The organism is Paenibacillus piscarius (assembly GCF_022234545.1).
GTDB lineage: Bacteria > Bacillota > Bacilli > Paenibacillales > Paenibacillaceae > Paenibacillus_AQ > Paenibacillus_AQ piscarius.
Genome location: NZ_JAIEUI010000015.1, coordinates 177844 through 190967, shown reverse-complemented (window position 1 = coordinate 190967; position 13124 = coordinate 177844). Strand labels below are relative to the sequence as shown.

At 46.3% G+C, this 13124-nt stretch carries 15 protein-coding genes; 13 read left to right on the top strand and 2 right to left on the bottom strand.

Annotated elements, in window-relative coordinates; all coding sequences use genetic code 11:
• Positions 1–238 precede the first annotated feature (238 nt).
• Genes K1558_RS22245 through K1558_RS22225 form a run of 5 tightly spaced genes read left to right on the top strand, consistent with a single transcriptional unit; the run spans position 239 to position 4198 of the window.
• On the top strand, positions 239–1726 hold the full coding sequence (locus K1558_RS22245) for a serine hydrolase domain-containing protein (RefSeq protein WP_238653861.1): 1488 nt from the start codon (positions 239–241) through the stop codon (positions 1724–1726).
• Positions 1727–1734: 8 nt separating this feature from the next.
• Positions 1735–2268, top strand: coding sequence for a hypothetical protein (locus tag K1558_RS22240; RefSeq protein WP_238653860.1), 534 nt, complete (start codon positions 1735–1737; stop codon positions 2266–2268).
• A gap of 14 nt (positions 2269–2282) precedes the next feature.
• On the top strand, positions 2283–2975 hold the full coding sequence (locus K1558_RS22235; RefSeq protein ID WP_238653859.1) for a metallophosphoesterase family protein: 693 nt from the start codon (positions 2283–2285) through the stop codon (positions 2973–2975).
• A gap of 28 nt (positions 2976–3003) precedes the next feature.
• Positions 3004–3453, top strand: a complete 450-nt coding sequence (locus K1558_RS22230) for a DUF4275 family protein (protein WP_238653858.1) — start codon at positions 3004–3006, stop codon at positions 3451–3453.
• 52 nt (positions 3454–3505) lie between these two features.
• On the top strand, positions 3506–4198 hold the full coding sequence (locus K1558_RS22225) for a methyltransferase domain-containing protein (protein ID WP_238653857.1): 693 nt from the start codon (positions 3506–3508) through the stop codon (positions 4196–4198).
• 103 nt (positions 4199–4301) lie between these two features.
• Here the strand turns inward: K1558_RS22225 and K1558_RS22220 are convergent, their stop codons facing one another.
• Entirely contained in the window at positions 4302–4892 is a 591-nt protein-coding gene (locus K1558_RS22220) for a TetR/AcrR family transcriptional regulator (RefSeq protein ID WP_238653856.1), read from the bottom strand.
• A 147-nt stretch (positions 4893–5039) separates the two neighbouring features.
• On the opposite strand from K1558_RS22220, the gene K1558_RS22215 reads away from it, so the two are divergent.
• The 5 genes from K1558_RS22215 to K1558_RS22195 all read left to right on the top strand — a co-directional run bounded on the left by K1558_RS22215 (position 5040) and on the right by K1558_RS22195 (position 9833).
• Positions 5040–6326, top strand: a complete 1287-nt coding sequence (locus K1558_RS22215) for an alpha/beta hydrolase family protein (protein ID WP_238653855.1) — start codon at positions 5040–5042, stop codon at positions 6324–6326.
• Between the two features lie 27 nt (positions 6327–6353).
• Complete coding sequence (locus tag K1558_RS22210) at positions 6354–6992, top strand: hypothetical protein (RefSeq protein ID WP_238653854.1); 639 nt, start codon at positions 6354–6356, stop codon at positions 6990–6992.
• A gap of 175 nt (positions 6993–7167) precedes the next feature.
• Complete coding sequence (locus K1558_RS22205; RefSeq protein WP_238653853.1) at positions 7168–8094, top strand: hypothetical protein; 927 nt, start codon at positions 7168–7170, stop codon at positions 8092–8094.
• An 84-nt stretch (positions 8095–8178) separates the two neighbouring features.
• Entirely contained in the window at positions 8179–8946 is a 768-nt protein-coding gene (locus tag K1558_RS22200; RefSeq protein ID WP_238653852.1) for a hypothetical protein, read from the top strand.
• Positions 8947–8972: 26 nt separating this feature from the next.
• Positions 8973–9833: a DUF1648 domain-containing protein gene (locus tag K1558_RS22195; RefSeq protein ID WP_238653851.1), complete on the top strand. Its 861-nt coding sequence runs from the start codon at positions 8973–8975 to the stop codon at positions 9831–9833.
• Between the two features lie 126 nt (positions 9834–9959).
• Here K1558_RS22195 and K1558_RS22190 read toward each other — a convergent pair whose 3' ends face one another.
• Entirely contained in the window at positions 9960–10451 is a 492-nt protein-coding gene (locus K1558_RS22190; protein ID WP_238653850.1) for an effector binding domain-containing protein, read from the bottom strand.
• Positions 10452–10556: 105 nt separating this feature from the next.
• Here K1558_RS22190 and K1558_RS22185 point away from each other — a divergent pair, with 105 nt between their 5' ends.
• The 3 genes from K1558_RS22185 (at position 10557) to K1558_RS22175 (ending at position 13052) form a co-directional block, all read left to right on the top strand.
• The gene (locus tag K1558_RS22185) at positions 10557–11477 is read left to right on the top strand and encodes a helix-turn-helix transcriptional regulator (protein WP_238653849.1); all 921 of its coding nucleotides are present in this window, start codon (positions 10557–10559) and stop codon (positions 11475–11477) included.
• A 78-nt stretch (positions 11478–11555) separates the two neighbouring features.
• On the top strand, positions 11556–12203 hold the full coding sequence (locus K1558_RS22180; protein WP_238653848.1) for a hypothetical protein: 648 nt from the start codon (positions 11556–11558) through the stop codon (positions 12201–12203).
• Between the two features lie 132 nt (positions 12204–12335).
• A complete protein-coding gene (locus K1558_RS22175) occupies positions 12336–13052 on the top strand; it encodes a HEAT repeat domain-containing protein (protein ID WP_238653847.1) in 717 nt (238 codons plus the stop codon).
• Positions 13053–13124 lie beyond the last annotated feature (72 nt).

The following is a 13124-nucleotide window of genomic DNA, read 5'->3' as shown; positions in this document are numbered from 1 at the left end:
TTATCATAAGGAGGTGCTCGTTAAATTTCAAAGCCCAAATTTAAGGGGATACAGGAATGCTTTGTCACCGGATTTCTACCGCGATCAGCGGTATAAATCAAGAAATCTGTAGACAACAGCGGCCGGAAGTCCAAAACTTCTCTGGAGTCACGGCTAATCCTAAAACCTAAAAATCATTAGTTCAATTTTATAGATAAGTTCATAATGAACCAGACGACCGATTTTGAAGGAGTATAATATGAAGAAGACAACGCGGAGAAAAGAAATGCTGCTAAAGGCCATTGCGATGCTGCTTATCGTGATCCTTGCAACGGCTGCATGCTGGCATGAGATTGGAACTCTTGTGGCCTCAGGGAAGGTGGATAGTGAGTCCGCTATGGTGCAGAGCATCATGGACAAGACAGCGACCCCAGGTGTAGCGATTCTATCTACCAGTAACGGCAAGACCGAATTCAAAACCTACGGCTACGCCGATAAGGCGCAGGGACAGGAGGTTACGGCGGAGTCGCTTTTTGAGCTAGGCTCAACGACTAAGGCATTCACGGCGCTGGCAGTAATTATGCTACAGAATCAGGGGGACTTGGCTTTTACCGATGATGTCTCGCAATATCTGCCAGAGTTTACTCCGACCTATAAGGGTGGGAAGGCCAAAATCTCAATTAACCAGCTACTCTCACATACCAGCGGAATACCGTCCTGGAGCATCCGCCTGATCCCTGAAGGTTCAGGTAAGGAGCAGCTTGTAGCGACCATACATAAGATGTCCAGCCTTGCGCTGGATATCCAGCCGGGCAGTGCCTATCAGTACGCAACGGTGAATTACGATATTCTGGCAGCGGTCATAGAACGGGTGACAGGGATGAGCTATCAGGATTATGTGACGGAGCACATTCTGAAGCCGCTGGGAATGAACGACAGCTATTTCTCGACAGGGCAGGAACGGAAGCCGGAGCAGCTTGCTCAGGGGTATCGGGTTTTTTTCGGCAAAAGCATACCTTACGATGCTCCCAGATACTACGGAAATATAGCCGCAGGTTATCTGGTGACCAATCTGAACGATTTGCAGCACTGGGTCAACGCCCAGCTGGGAAGCAGCGCGATCCCGGATGATCTGCAGAAGGCCATTCAGCAATCGCATGAGCCTGACCTTCGTACAGCCGGACATGAAAGCGGGGATCTGCTCTATGCCTTCGGCTGGAGCCAAGATCCGGAGACGCGGGTGATCCGTCATAGCGGCAGCAACCCGAATTATTCCTCCCAGGTCATCATCGATCCAGAACGGAAGGAGGGGGTGTTCGTACTGGCTAACCTGAACTCTACCGCCCCGGCGCTGATTGCCCAGAATATCTATGACCAGATGCAAGGGCAGCCGATGAAGGCCTTCAAGTATGACGACACCTATGTCCTGATGGACGGGATAGGTTCGTTTTTAGTTGTATTAACTGTAATTGCTATTGCGTTTAAACTCATCCGGCTGGCGGTAGGGAGAAGCGGATATGCCACGCACGAGAAGGGGATTCGCCGTCAAAAGATCAAGGCGCGTGTTACGCTGCTTATCAGAGCACTGTTGCTGCTATTTGTGCTGGGCTGGCCTTTATTGGTAAATTACAATTATACTATGATTAGTGTATGGATGTCCTATTCGGTCTTGCTGTGGATGGGGCTGGCTTCGCTTAGCTGCGTGTTGTCTATGGTTTTGGCAGGCAACGACTTGCGGCGAGTTTAGAGAGAGGAATGATCCTTATTAATCACTGTAAAAATATAATATTAAGTATGCTTTTAGGTTCATTACTTGTGGCATTTACCGGCTGTGATGGTAGTCCTAAGAGTAGCGTTACCATTCTTGGCGGAAAAGAAAATATTAAATATGCGACTCTAAATAGTGAGCAAAAGTCTTCTTTATCCGATAAGACAGCTTCACCCTTTTCCTTTGCGTTCGAGGCTGAGAATCCTTCAGACATTCAATATTTGAAAAATGGCGAAGAGATTTCAATTGATTTTGGAGCGAATCCGCCAGACACACTTTCCATAAGCGATGGATTACTTGATGCTAATGGAGATTATTTATATACATCCAAAGAAATAACCGACGTTCCCTATGTTACTAAGAAAGGTGTGTATAGCTTCAATTTACAAACGCACATCGCATCTTACTTAAGCTCTTACTATGAAAAAGATAAAAAGGAATTTAGAGGTTTTATCATAAAAGCATCCTGGGAGAAGCAGGAGAAGAAATATGCTTTTGCGATCCAATCAAACGCTCTCTGAAAGGGGCACATCCCATGATCTACATCACTGGCGACATTCACGGTTCCATCAGTGTGGCCAGCCGGTTCAATTCCAAGAACTTTCCTGAAGGCAGGACGCTGACGAAGCAGGATTATGTCATTATCGTTGGCGACTTCGGCTTGTTGTGGGCAGATGATGCGGAGGATCGCTTTTGGCTAAAATGGCTGACTGAGAAACCATGGACCACGCTGTTCATTGACGGGAATCATGAGAACTTTGATCTGCTCGAAGCCTATCCGGTCTCCGAATGGAACGGCGGTCAGGTGCATCACATTACCCCCAGTATTATTCATCTTATGCGCGGCCAGGTTTTTGAGATCGAGGGGAAGGGCTTTTTCACCTTTGGCGGAGCAGCTTCACATGACAAGGAGTACAGGAAGGCTGGCGTATCCTGGTGGGAACGCGAAATGCCCAGCCCCGAAGAGTACCAGGAAGGCATCCGCAATCTGGAAAAGAACCAGTGGAAGGTTGACTATGTATTGACCCACACCTGTTCCTATGATGCGCTTCAGTGGATCAAAGAGCGCTATCGTACGAATGTGGAAGCAGACGCAATGCATACGTATTTCAACGAAATTAAGTTCAGACTGGACTATGGGAAATGGTTCTTTGGGCATTATCATCATCATGCGGAGCTGCCCGAGGAGCAGGTGTTGTTGTATGAGGATCGGGTGAGGATAGTGTAACAGAGTATAACGAAAGAGCTGATACCCTATGACAAAGACAAAGCTTACAGAAATACTTCAAAAGCGAAGTATTCAATACACTGAGGTTGGCAAATGGGGGAAGTACCTTAGAGGCGTGTGGGAGAGGGAGTTTGCTGAGGCAATAAGCAGCGATGAGAGGGGAAAGATATATATGGACCACTTTTTATGGCATATATTCAGCTACGAAAAAGTGGAGGCATACGAGAAGGACCATGCAAGACAAGCGTTTGATAAAGAAGCGAAGGATAGTGTATATGTTTTTTATCAGCATCTTGATCTTGCATATCTTATAGAGAATGCCAAGGATACTATTGCTGAAGATTTCAAAGATGAGCAGGATATTTATATCGTAAACACAGAATTTCAATGGACGTATGTGAATACACATGAATCCGCGTGCGGACCTTATTTTTATCATAAGACTTCGACAACAGCTTTACTAAAAAACGATTTGTAGCTATGCTTAAGACTGAGCTGAGAATAGATGAGAAGAGGAAAGGTGAGCTGAGATGAGCAGAGAGGTTAAATTGGATTTAAGCCGTATCGTGTTTATTGGACGGACTTTTGAAGAATATATGTCCATGTTTTACTTAACACAGACGGAATTGCAGGGCAGGTCCATTCTGGATTGCCCCGCTGGAGCATGTTCGTTCACGGCGCACGCGAATAAAATGGGTGCCGATGTAACGGCAACGGATATCGCTTATTTTCATGACTATGAGGATCTTCACACCAAAGGTCTGATAGACTTGGAACACGCCATGATCAAAATGGAAAGTGCCCAAACGAACTACGTATGGAATTATTTCCATTCCGTTGAAGAACTAAAACAACATAGAACCCGCGCATTAGCGGATTGTGCAGAGGATATGAAAAACCATCCCGGGCGTTATATCGCATCGGCACTGCCTTCGCTTCCATTCAATGATAAGCAATTTGATCTGACACTGTCTGCACACTTTTTGTTTATGTATTCAGACCGGCTGGATTTTGATTTCCATAGGCAGGCGATCCAAGAGCTACTTCGTGTAACCAAACAGGAGATTCGGATTTTCCCTTTAGTCAGTCTTACAGGAGAGAGGTATCGTCAACTGGATGAGCTGCTCACCTTCTTACATCAACAGGGCTGTTCAACTGAAGAAATAACGGCCGGATACGAGTTTCAAAAGGGAGCAAACCGCATGTTGAAAATCACGCTGTAGATTACAAATAATCTCCACCGGCACCCGCATTTCGGCTTCGGCATCCATAAGCTTGCCATGGGTCAGCGCCACCGAAATCGGGTGTCCGGTCCTCCACGAAAGACTACTTATCTACCTCATAGATAGGCAGCAAAATATGATCAATAATATCCTCGCTGCTGTCTTCATTAAGCCTTCCATACAATAAAATTTCATTGATCATTAGCAGAAACGGTAAATTTAGAGCCTTCTCCGAAATCGTATCGGTGGAAAGAGAGATTTCCCCGCGCTGATTAGCCCTCGTAATAATGGCTTCCATTGTTTTACGGATATCATTGTCCTGATTCACGAAGTTGAATAAATCAAAATAGGTCGTATACGAAAACATATCCGAAATCACACCCCGCAGATCATCAGGTTTGATGATTTCAAAGATTGGATTTAAAATCTTAAACAGTGCTTTTAGATCTTCTTTTAAAGAACCCTGATCGCTGATTTCTCCTTCTAGTGGTGCTTGCCGTCCTATAACAGCCTGAATAAGGTAGCATTTTTGCGGCCAGCGGCGGTATATTGCATTTTTATTGGTTTTTGCCGCCTGGGCTACGTCATCCATGGTCAATTTGCTATAACCGAGTTGGTTCAGCAACCGCCAGGCCTCATCTAAAATTGCATGTTCAAGGGCAGCACCCCGGCGCCGGCTCCCGCTTTCAGTCATCTTACAACCTCCCGTTTAGATGCACATTATTCCACCATCATATCTTACCACAAACTTATTTGCATTTTGTCCGAATCCAGTATACTATAAACAAATAAGGTACTAACGTACCTTAAATATAAAAATGAATGAAAAGGAGAGAAAGACATGACTAATCAAGAAGGTAAACAATCGGAAGGAAAGCTCGCAGGCCAGGTAGTGGCAGAAAATGAGTCGATTTTTCGCCACTCCGTCGGCATGGCCAACAAGTTCGTGTCGCATATGGATTTTCATTTCACCCGTACTTTGGCTAAGGAAGCTTATGGCGGTGTATCTACCGGGGAATGCTTCGAAGCTGCTTCACACATCGTGGACGGCGATTTCTCGACCTATGCACCAGCGTGGCAGCCTGTAGCTGAGCGTATGGAGGCTAAGGGCTGGGACTGCCTCAAGAAGGGGCACAAAGTGAGTGCGCGTGAAGCCTTCATACGTGCGGCCGTATACTGGGGTTGTGTGGGAATGTACACCAGCGATTCAGACCCTCTTACCAGAGAATCGTGTATGCGGACACGTGCCTTGTGGAAAGAAGCCGGCAAGCTGTCCGATCCGATCATGGAGCCGGTGGATATCCCCTATGAGAACGGCCGGGTGATGAAAGGCTATTTCATCGCTGGAGGCGCCTCCGGTGAGAAGAGACCAACGCTGCTGGGGATGGGCGGCGGCGAGAACTATTTGGAAGAGATCTATTTCCAGTGTGCCGGAGCGGTCCGCCGCGGTTACAATCTGCTGATCTTTGAGGTTCCAGGCCAGAAAGCAGCGATCTGGGAGAATCCTGACCTCTTCATCCGCATGGACGCAGAAGTCCCGGTTGGTTATGTGGTTGACTATGCGTTAACCCGTCCGGAAGTGGACCCGGACCGGATTGCCCTAATTGGACATAGCTTTGGCGGGTACTACGTCATGAGAGCAGCATGCTTCGAGAAGCGGATTGCCGCTTGTATCGCAAGTCCTGTGATTTGGTCGATGCAGCCTGAAATCCTGCAGATCCTGGGGTTCGATGCGAGTAAGCCTTACCCCCGTGACATGGAATCCCAGATTGATCCGGCCAACACGACGGCGCAATTCGTCCTTGAAGGCGATTTCCGGGCAAGATGCGGGCATAAGAATACAACGATTGCGGAGTGGATGGATTACTTGGGCCAAGGCTCTTTATTGGGTCTGGAAGAGCAAATCACCTGCCCTGTACTGAACATGATCGGCGAAGGCGAATTTGGTCCTGAACAGCTTGAGGAGGAACGGAAGCATTTTGCCATGCTGAAGAACCCTAAGAACAGATTCAATCTGACCATGGCTTATGAAGGCGGGGAACAGCATTGCACGGAGAACAATCTGCTGCTCAAGAACCAGCTTGAAATGGACTGGCTTGATGAAGTCTTAGGGTATGCCGGACAGTAAATTTCAGGCTTGAGAAGAGGGACGAATATGCAGCAAATAGACACTCAGGATCATCCAATTCAAGACATCAGGATTGCCGATAAAAAAGATCAGCTCGGGAATCCCGGACCTGCTTTAACCTTTATTTTCACTATGCTTACTATGGAGTTCTGGGGAATCTACGCCGGGATTTTTACCGGGCCTACGATCATGGCAGTTGGAATGGTGCAGATCGCCTGCTTTATTCCTTATCTGATAGGTGCCATCCTGTATTATTGTAAAGGTGATTCCACCAACGGCAATGTGTTCCTGATCTTCGCCACCCTGTTCGGAGGAGTTGGCGGTCTTACCAATATTACAATTGGCTTCTCGGAGCTTATGGGCTGGCCGGTCTCTACCCAGATGACAGCACTTCCCTTCATCCTGGGCGGGATTTCCATCCTGCCTGTGGTATGGATTAACCGCGCAAGCGCGGATAAAGTGACGGTTATATGCTATATGGCGGCGGCTTGCTTTCTTACTTTTACCGGGTTAGTGAGCCTGAATATTCTAAGCACCCATTGGAATGTGCTCCTTCAGTGGCTAGGACTTATTGTTACCATCACCGGACTCTATAGCTGCATCAACGGCCTGCTGCTCGGCGGCAGAAGCAGGGGCATACCTGTAGGCAAACCCTTTTTTAAATAAGATTAGATACAGTTGAAATAGAGTTGAATGGCTATAGGCGCTAACTCCATGTTAGCGTCTTTTCGTTTTCCCTAAGCTTCGCCATACTTCCGCCATGTTCTGGTTCCATCTACTCTGCCATAATACGGTAAAGAACAAAGGGTAGTTTAACATCAGCCCTTAAGGAGGAAGAAGCATGTTTCATAAAACAGTGACGCTGCAGCCTTTTGCAGATATTTCGGAGTATACTGAGGGGTTCAAGATCGTCTCGGCTCAATTAGGTGGAGATGGCTGTGTCTATGTCCTGCTGATTAACCAGATCCCGGAACGCAAGCGCGGAATGTTCGTCCAATCGGCTTTGCAGCAACCGCATACCTACAAGGTTCTGATGGTAGAAAGTAAAGATTATATCGATGAAATTACATTTCCGGATCAGCAGTTCAATTATCATTATGTTCAGCCGCTTCGCAGACATCTGCTGCTGGTTGGAGCGCGCAGTACGTATTATGGTGCAGGTAAATATGATCTGAACGCCAAAGTATGTGATTATACAGGACGTACTGTCCGTGAATTCCTGCTTGGAGACGGGATTCAGAATGTTCAAGTGACGGAGAAAGGCACTATCTGGACCAGCTATTTTGACGAAGGCGTGTTCGGGAACAACGGTTGGGATCAGCCTGTCGGTGAACACGGCTTGGTGGCCTGGGATGAGCATGGCAATAAGTTATACGAAGATCATGTGTCTAATATTGCCGATTGTTATGCTTTGAATGTGGTCCGTGAAGAGCAGGTCTGGTTCTATTATTATACAGACTTTCTGCTCGGCTGCATCTCAGGCGGACCCGCTCAGCCCAAGGTTACGTTTATGAATCCTGAGATCTCCGGTTCGGCCGGGTTCTGCACGGATGGTTATCACTTCCTGTTCGATGGCGGTTACGGCAAACACGGAGAATATGTTATCAAGAAGCTTGAACAATCCAGCTTGACCAAAGGGCATACAGTAAAGTTTCTGAATGAAAAATCCGAGCCGCTTGAACTAAAGTCGCAAGATTTCCGGGAAGACCGCGTGTTGTTCTGTGCAGATCATAAGTTGTATCAGGTATCGGTTAGTGAATTGATCTGATGATGTGGGGTGCGGGGAAGTGACACGTACCCCATATTATGGTAGGGTTATGGCATTACGCGGAAATTGAGGGTGGCATACATAATGAAGGTTAAGATTTTATTTATATTATTGACAGTTTCATTAACAGTAAATGCAGTGATATTTTATGGATTATCGAAGTATGATTTAGTTGAGAAAGGAAGCGTCAGTTCGAGTATTAATAAGTCAGCTTCAAATTCTATTGATATACCTGAGACAAGTAGAACTGGAATAAGTAGAAATGTAACAAGTAGAACTAACACAAGTATGGCAGAAGATTCATTGACTATCATAGATAAAGATATAATAGCAGCAACAGTGAAAGCGGGTTACGATTATATCTATAGCCTAACCGATGATCAAATTATGAAGGCGATCAATGAAGGCAAAAGAGATCCTGGCTATATCGGTGAAGAGTTCAAATTGCCTGTATTATCATCGGCCAATAGCGATAGTGCATTTGACTACATGGGCGTATTTATTGATACACCTTACAGATATGTAGCTATATATTCAAGCGATCTATACGAAAATTATGGCAGGACGTCATCTATCAATGAAGTGTATAAATTTATCGGCTATGATCATATTTCATTCTCTGCATACTTGTTCGATGGATATGCTCAGAGATTAGCCATGGAATTGAAGCAGGAGGGTGAAATCATACAACCCTATAAGACCGAAGATAATGAGAAGGGAGATATCAAGAGCATCCATTTTGATGTAAACGATATAGATTTTCGCGAACCCGCTTATTTGAAAATATATGAAAAAAGTAATCCCGCAAAATATGCGGAGTATAAGATCGCTTTCGAGGATTATGTAAAATAATATCCATGTAGAATGAGGTGAATGATATGACGATACTCCCTGTAATCATATTTATCTTAGTATTTGTACCTGCCATTATAATCATGGTGAGTATGCCTTATTTGACAAAAGAGACGATTAGTTTCGGAGTCACCGTCAGCGCTAGACAATTCCACAGTGAAGCTCTGCGCCAGATGCGGAGGTCATACGCCAGGATTAGTGCTATTTTACATACCATGCTATTCATTGTTGGCAGCCTATGCCTAATTTACAGTGATGAACATACCAAGCAAGTCAGTTGGATCATTATTACTTATGCACTCGCCATGCTCGTAATCTCCCTGGTCATTAATATTAGCTATCATCTGAAAATGAAAAGCGTACTGCCTACGCTGCCTGCTGCTCCCGAATTATCGGACATGGGGATGGAACCCGGATTTCGGAAAAGAAATGTTGGCCTGTCCAGTCTTTGGTTCCTTATTCATGCTGTTATTATTGTGGTTAGTATTGTAACGGTGCTGCGCAACTACGATCTGATTCCTGACCAGCTTCCGGTCCATTTCGACGGCAGCTTTACCGCAGACCGCTATGTAGATAAATCTTATAGTATTGTGTTTATACCTACGATCATGCAGGTGTTAGGGGCACTACTGTTCATATATGAATATTGGAGTATCCGCAGAGGGAAGAAGCAGGTTAGAGAAGATGAAACTTACCGCCGTGCCTGGTCGAATTTTATGATCACAGCAAGCTTATTGTTCGTTATCCTGTTATCCGTTGTGCAGCTCAATATGATGTCTCTGCTTAACATTAATTTTGTTATCCCCGTTGTCCTAAGCATCATTGCCTTAATCATCCTATACGCCTGCACCTTAACATACTGGGCTGGTCAGCGAGAAAGGCGCTAGACATGAGCAGATGATTGAGCGCTGGATCAGCCACGCCTCAAACTTGGAGTGCCGCTGATCCAACGCGCTACAACGCAACGAAGCTGCTTCCCTATAGCGTAACGTTATTTCCTCTTAGTGGCGTCCTCAAACCGCATCCCGCTTCTTCACCGGCACCCACACTTCGACTTCGGCATCCATTGGGTTGCCATTGGTTAATACCTCCGCGATCGGGTGTCCGGTATACACATACTCATAATCATCGTTCAGGATACTACCGAATGCCTTATCTTCCAGCCGGTCGAACGCAAGGCGCGACAACCCGCCCTGACCCGACAATATCAAATACTCTCCTCCCGGAAAAAGTACTTCACCCGCCGCCTCCGGCTGGGGCTTGGACGACTGTACACCTGCAATATACAGAATTTCTCCATCCTCCTGAGCAATCGCGGCGAAGCCGTAGGGGCTCTCAGACAGAGGACGCAGGGAGGCCATGGAGCCGTTCTCCAGCGTGCTTTTGAAAAAAGCTGTTTTGAGCGGGGAATACGCCGGATCGTGCACCGCCCCGCCTTCACTTATAGCCGTCTTGTACCCGATGATGCGAAATGCTGCTTTCGTTTCAATTCTGGTCGAAATCATGACAATGTACCTCCTGGATTGTGGGATTTGTGTATTCCAAGCAAGCATAATCTACCAACTGTGACAGCTGTATGGCATACTTGATGTGAGGTGGTCATGATGAAAATGGATCGCTTGATTGCGCTCATTATGATCCTGCTGGAGCATGAGCAGATTAGTGCGCGCGAGTTAGCGGAGCGGCTCGAGGTCAGCAGACGAACGATTTACCGGGATATTGATACGCTGAACAGAGCTGGACTGCCGATCTATACGCTGATGGGGGCGTGGGGCGGCGTTGGACTGATGAAATCCTACAAGGTGGGCAAAACCGTATTCACCCCGCAGGAAATCCAGAACCTGATGAACGGGTTGCACAGCTACAAGCAGCTTTTTGGAAGACGGGAAATGGTGTATGCTGCGGAGAAGCTGAACGCTCTCTACCCGGACAATGCAGAGGGCAGGCCGAATGCGCCATTCGTCATGGATCTATCCTTGAATCAAGGGAATGAGTCGCTGCGCAGCCTGTTCGGGATGATCGAGACGGCGATGAATGAGCACGCTGTGCTGGCTTTTGCATATACGGATGCGCGGGGGCAGATTAGTGAGCGGCGGGTGGAGCCGTATCAGGTGGTTTTTAAGGAGAGCAGCTGGTACTTGCAAGGTTATTGTCTGGTCAAGCAGGATTACCGGATCTTCAAGCTGGCCAGAATGAGCGGTCTCCAGGTAACGAAGGAGCAGTTCGCTCCACAAGCATTCACACCGCTCCCTATGGACGGCGGCGATTGGCTAAGCCAAGGTTGGGTCGAGGTTACCATCCGGCTGGACCGCTCCGTTATGGATCGGGTGATCGAACGGTTCGGCGCTGACCATATTCTGCGGGTGGATGAACACCACTGCTGGGCCAGGTATCCCATTGTTGCGAATGACTATGGCTACGACCGGCTGCTTGCTTTTGGAGATAAGTGTGAAGTGCTGGGGCCGCCCGAGATCCGCAGCGGATTCAAGGCATATGTGCGGGGGATTATGAGTAAGTATGAGGGGGATTAGCGGTGTGGATTGGTGAGCGTAGTGGGAGGAGCTCTGTTCAAATGAGGGTTAATGTTGTTATCTGGGAGGGGGCAGGTTATGAGCCAAAAGAGAATTGGAGCCAGCGATTATCTGGCATTAGCATTGTATGCGTTTGCAGGGTTTGGTCTGGAGGTGGTATTGTCGATGGTCTTGCCATCGATCTTAGGCGTTAAAGGCTCCGAATATACACTGCTTCATCAATGTATACATTGGGGAATTACCTGCTTGCTGTGGGGCAGTATGGCATTATTCCTGATCAGGCTCTCCAAGCGCAAATATGATTTTGACATCATGAAGTTAAACGCGGAGCCAAATGCCAGGGGATGGTTGCTTGCAGTGGTGGTTTCGGTGATCGCCATTGCAGCGACAACTGCCGTATGGGAGGGCTTCAAGCCGGTTCAGGAATACAAGGATGCGGTGAGATTCGTTTTTCAGAATGTCTATTACTTGTTCGAAGCGGGCTTGATTCTGCTGACGATAGCGTTTGGACAGAAATTCGGTGAAACGCTCTTCAAATGGGGCGGGCTGCCCTACGGAGGGATATTCCTCGCACTCACCTGGGGCCTGATCCACATTCTGCTCCAGGGCGGGGCGACGGGGATTTATGCGTTCTTCATGTCCATTTTATATGGAACGATATACATAATGTTGAGCAAGAATGTGCGGTATGCATATGTGGTGATTGCGGTTGTGTTTGTTTTGTGAGGTGGGATTGGAGAGGGGCTGGTGAGTTTGAAGTGGTGTTTGGTAGGTGTGAAGATGAATATTCAGATGTGACGGTAGAGTATTGGGAGAATTCCTAGAAAGGTGAAAAACTATTTTATGAGGAGTAGTCGCATGTTTACAGATCTTATTCACAGACTTGGCCTTACATTGCCTGTTGCATTAGTTGAGGAGTTGGAGCTGCACAAGGAGAAGCAAAAGGATCACAACTACTTTTTAAGATTAATGGAGGCTGACGAAATTGTTGAATTAGTTGAGTATATGTCCAAAATAGAGGCTTATCGGGATATGATTCCTTTGTGGAGTGACGATCATTCAAACTATATTGGCTTGTACGTACAAGGCGCATGCAAATACAGAATATGTTATATCGATCATGAGGAAACGGATGTATCTCCGGCCTTTAGAAGTATACGTTCATTTATAACGAAAATCGAAGAATATCCTGATCTGGATTGGCATGATTTGAATAAAGACTATCCAGCAGAATTTGAAGTTAGTCAAACTGAAATGAATGAAGACCTCGCTTGTATTGACGAGTTGAATCGAATGATAAGCTCTGACCAACTTATAAGCGATGATATTCGCTGTCAGTATATTTTTTCGATTATGGCATTAACGCCAAAAGGAAAACTTAATTCCATCATAAAATATCTAGACGATGAAGATATGTTTGTTCAAGAAAGAGCATGTGAGATTATTGGATTTCATACTTATATACCAGCTAAGGAAAAGCTGGTGAAGATCTCCAAAAACGGAATGCATAATGGGAAATTAGCAGCCAAAAGAGCATTAGAAAGGATAAGGGAAGAACGGAAAAATGAAATTTAAAGCTCTGAGTACACAAAAGTGAATTTATAAATGAGCGATGAACAGTGAACTTTTGAAATCTGTTTATTTTTC

What these genes read in the sequence shown, in the direction of transcription:
- K1558_RS22245 (WP_238653861.1), top strand. Translation starts at nt 239, where the DNA reads ATGAAGAAGACAACGCGGAGAAAAGAAATGCTGCTAAAGGCCATTGCG.
- K1558_RS22240 (WP_238653860.1), top strand. Translation starts at nt 1,735, where the DNA reads ATGATCCTTATTAATCACTGTAAAAATATAATATTAAGTATGCTTTTA.
- K1558_RS22235 (WP_238653859.1), top strand. Translation starts at nt 2,283, where the DNA reads ATGATCTACATCACTGGCGACATTCACGGTTCCATCAGTGTGGCCAGC.
- K1558_RS22230 (WP_238653858.1), top strand. Translation starts at nt 3,004, where the DNA reads ATGACAAAGACAAAGCTTACAGAAATACTTCAAAAGCGAAGTATTCAA.
- K1558_RS22225 (WP_238653857.1), top strand. Translation starts at nt 3,506, where the DNA reads ATGAGCAGAGAGGTTAAATTGGATTTAAGCCGTATCGTGTTTATTGGA.
- K1558_RS22220 (WP_238653856.1), bottom strand. Translation starts at nt 4,892, where the DNA reads ATGACTGAAAGCGGGAGCCGGCGCCGGGGTGCTGCCCTTGAACATGCA.
- K1558_RS22215 (WP_238653855.1), top strand. Translation starts at nt 5,040, where the DNA reads ATGACTAATCAAGAAGGTAAACAATCGGAAGGAAAGCTCGCAGGCCAG.
- K1558_RS22210 (WP_238653854.1), top strand. Translation starts at nt 6,354, where the DNA reads ATGCAGCAAATAGACACTCAGGATCATCCAATTCAAGACATCAGGATT.
- K1558_RS22205 (WP_238653853.1), top strand. Translation starts at nt 7,168, where the DNA reads ATGTTTCATAAAACAGTGACGCTGCAGCCTTTTGCAGATATTTCGGAG.
- K1558_RS22200 (WP_238653852.1), top strand. Translation starts at nt 8,179, where the DNA reads ATGAAGGTTAAGATTTTATTTATATTATTGACAGTTTCATTAACAGTA.
- K1558_RS22195 (WP_238653851.1), top strand. Translation starts at nt 8,973, where the DNA reads ATGACGATACTCCCTGTAATCATATTTATCTTAGTATTTGTACCTGCC.
- K1558_RS22190 (WP_238653850.1), bottom strand. Translation starts at nt 10,451, where the DNA reads ATGATTTCGACCAGAATTGAAACGAAAGCAGCATTTCGCATCATCGGG.
- K1558_RS22185 (WP_238653849.1), top strand. Translation starts at nt 10,557, where the DNA reads ATGGATCGCTTGATTGCGCTCATTATGATCCTGCTGGAGCATGAGCAG.
- K1558_RS22180 (WP_238653848.1), top strand. Translation starts at nt 11,556, where the DNA reads ATGAGCCAAAAGAGAATTGGAGCCAGCGATTATCTGGCATTAGCATTG.
- K1558_RS22175 (WP_238653847.1), top strand. Translation starts at nt 12,336, where the DNA reads ATGTTTACAGATCTTATTCACAGACTTGGCCTTACATTGCCTGTTGCA.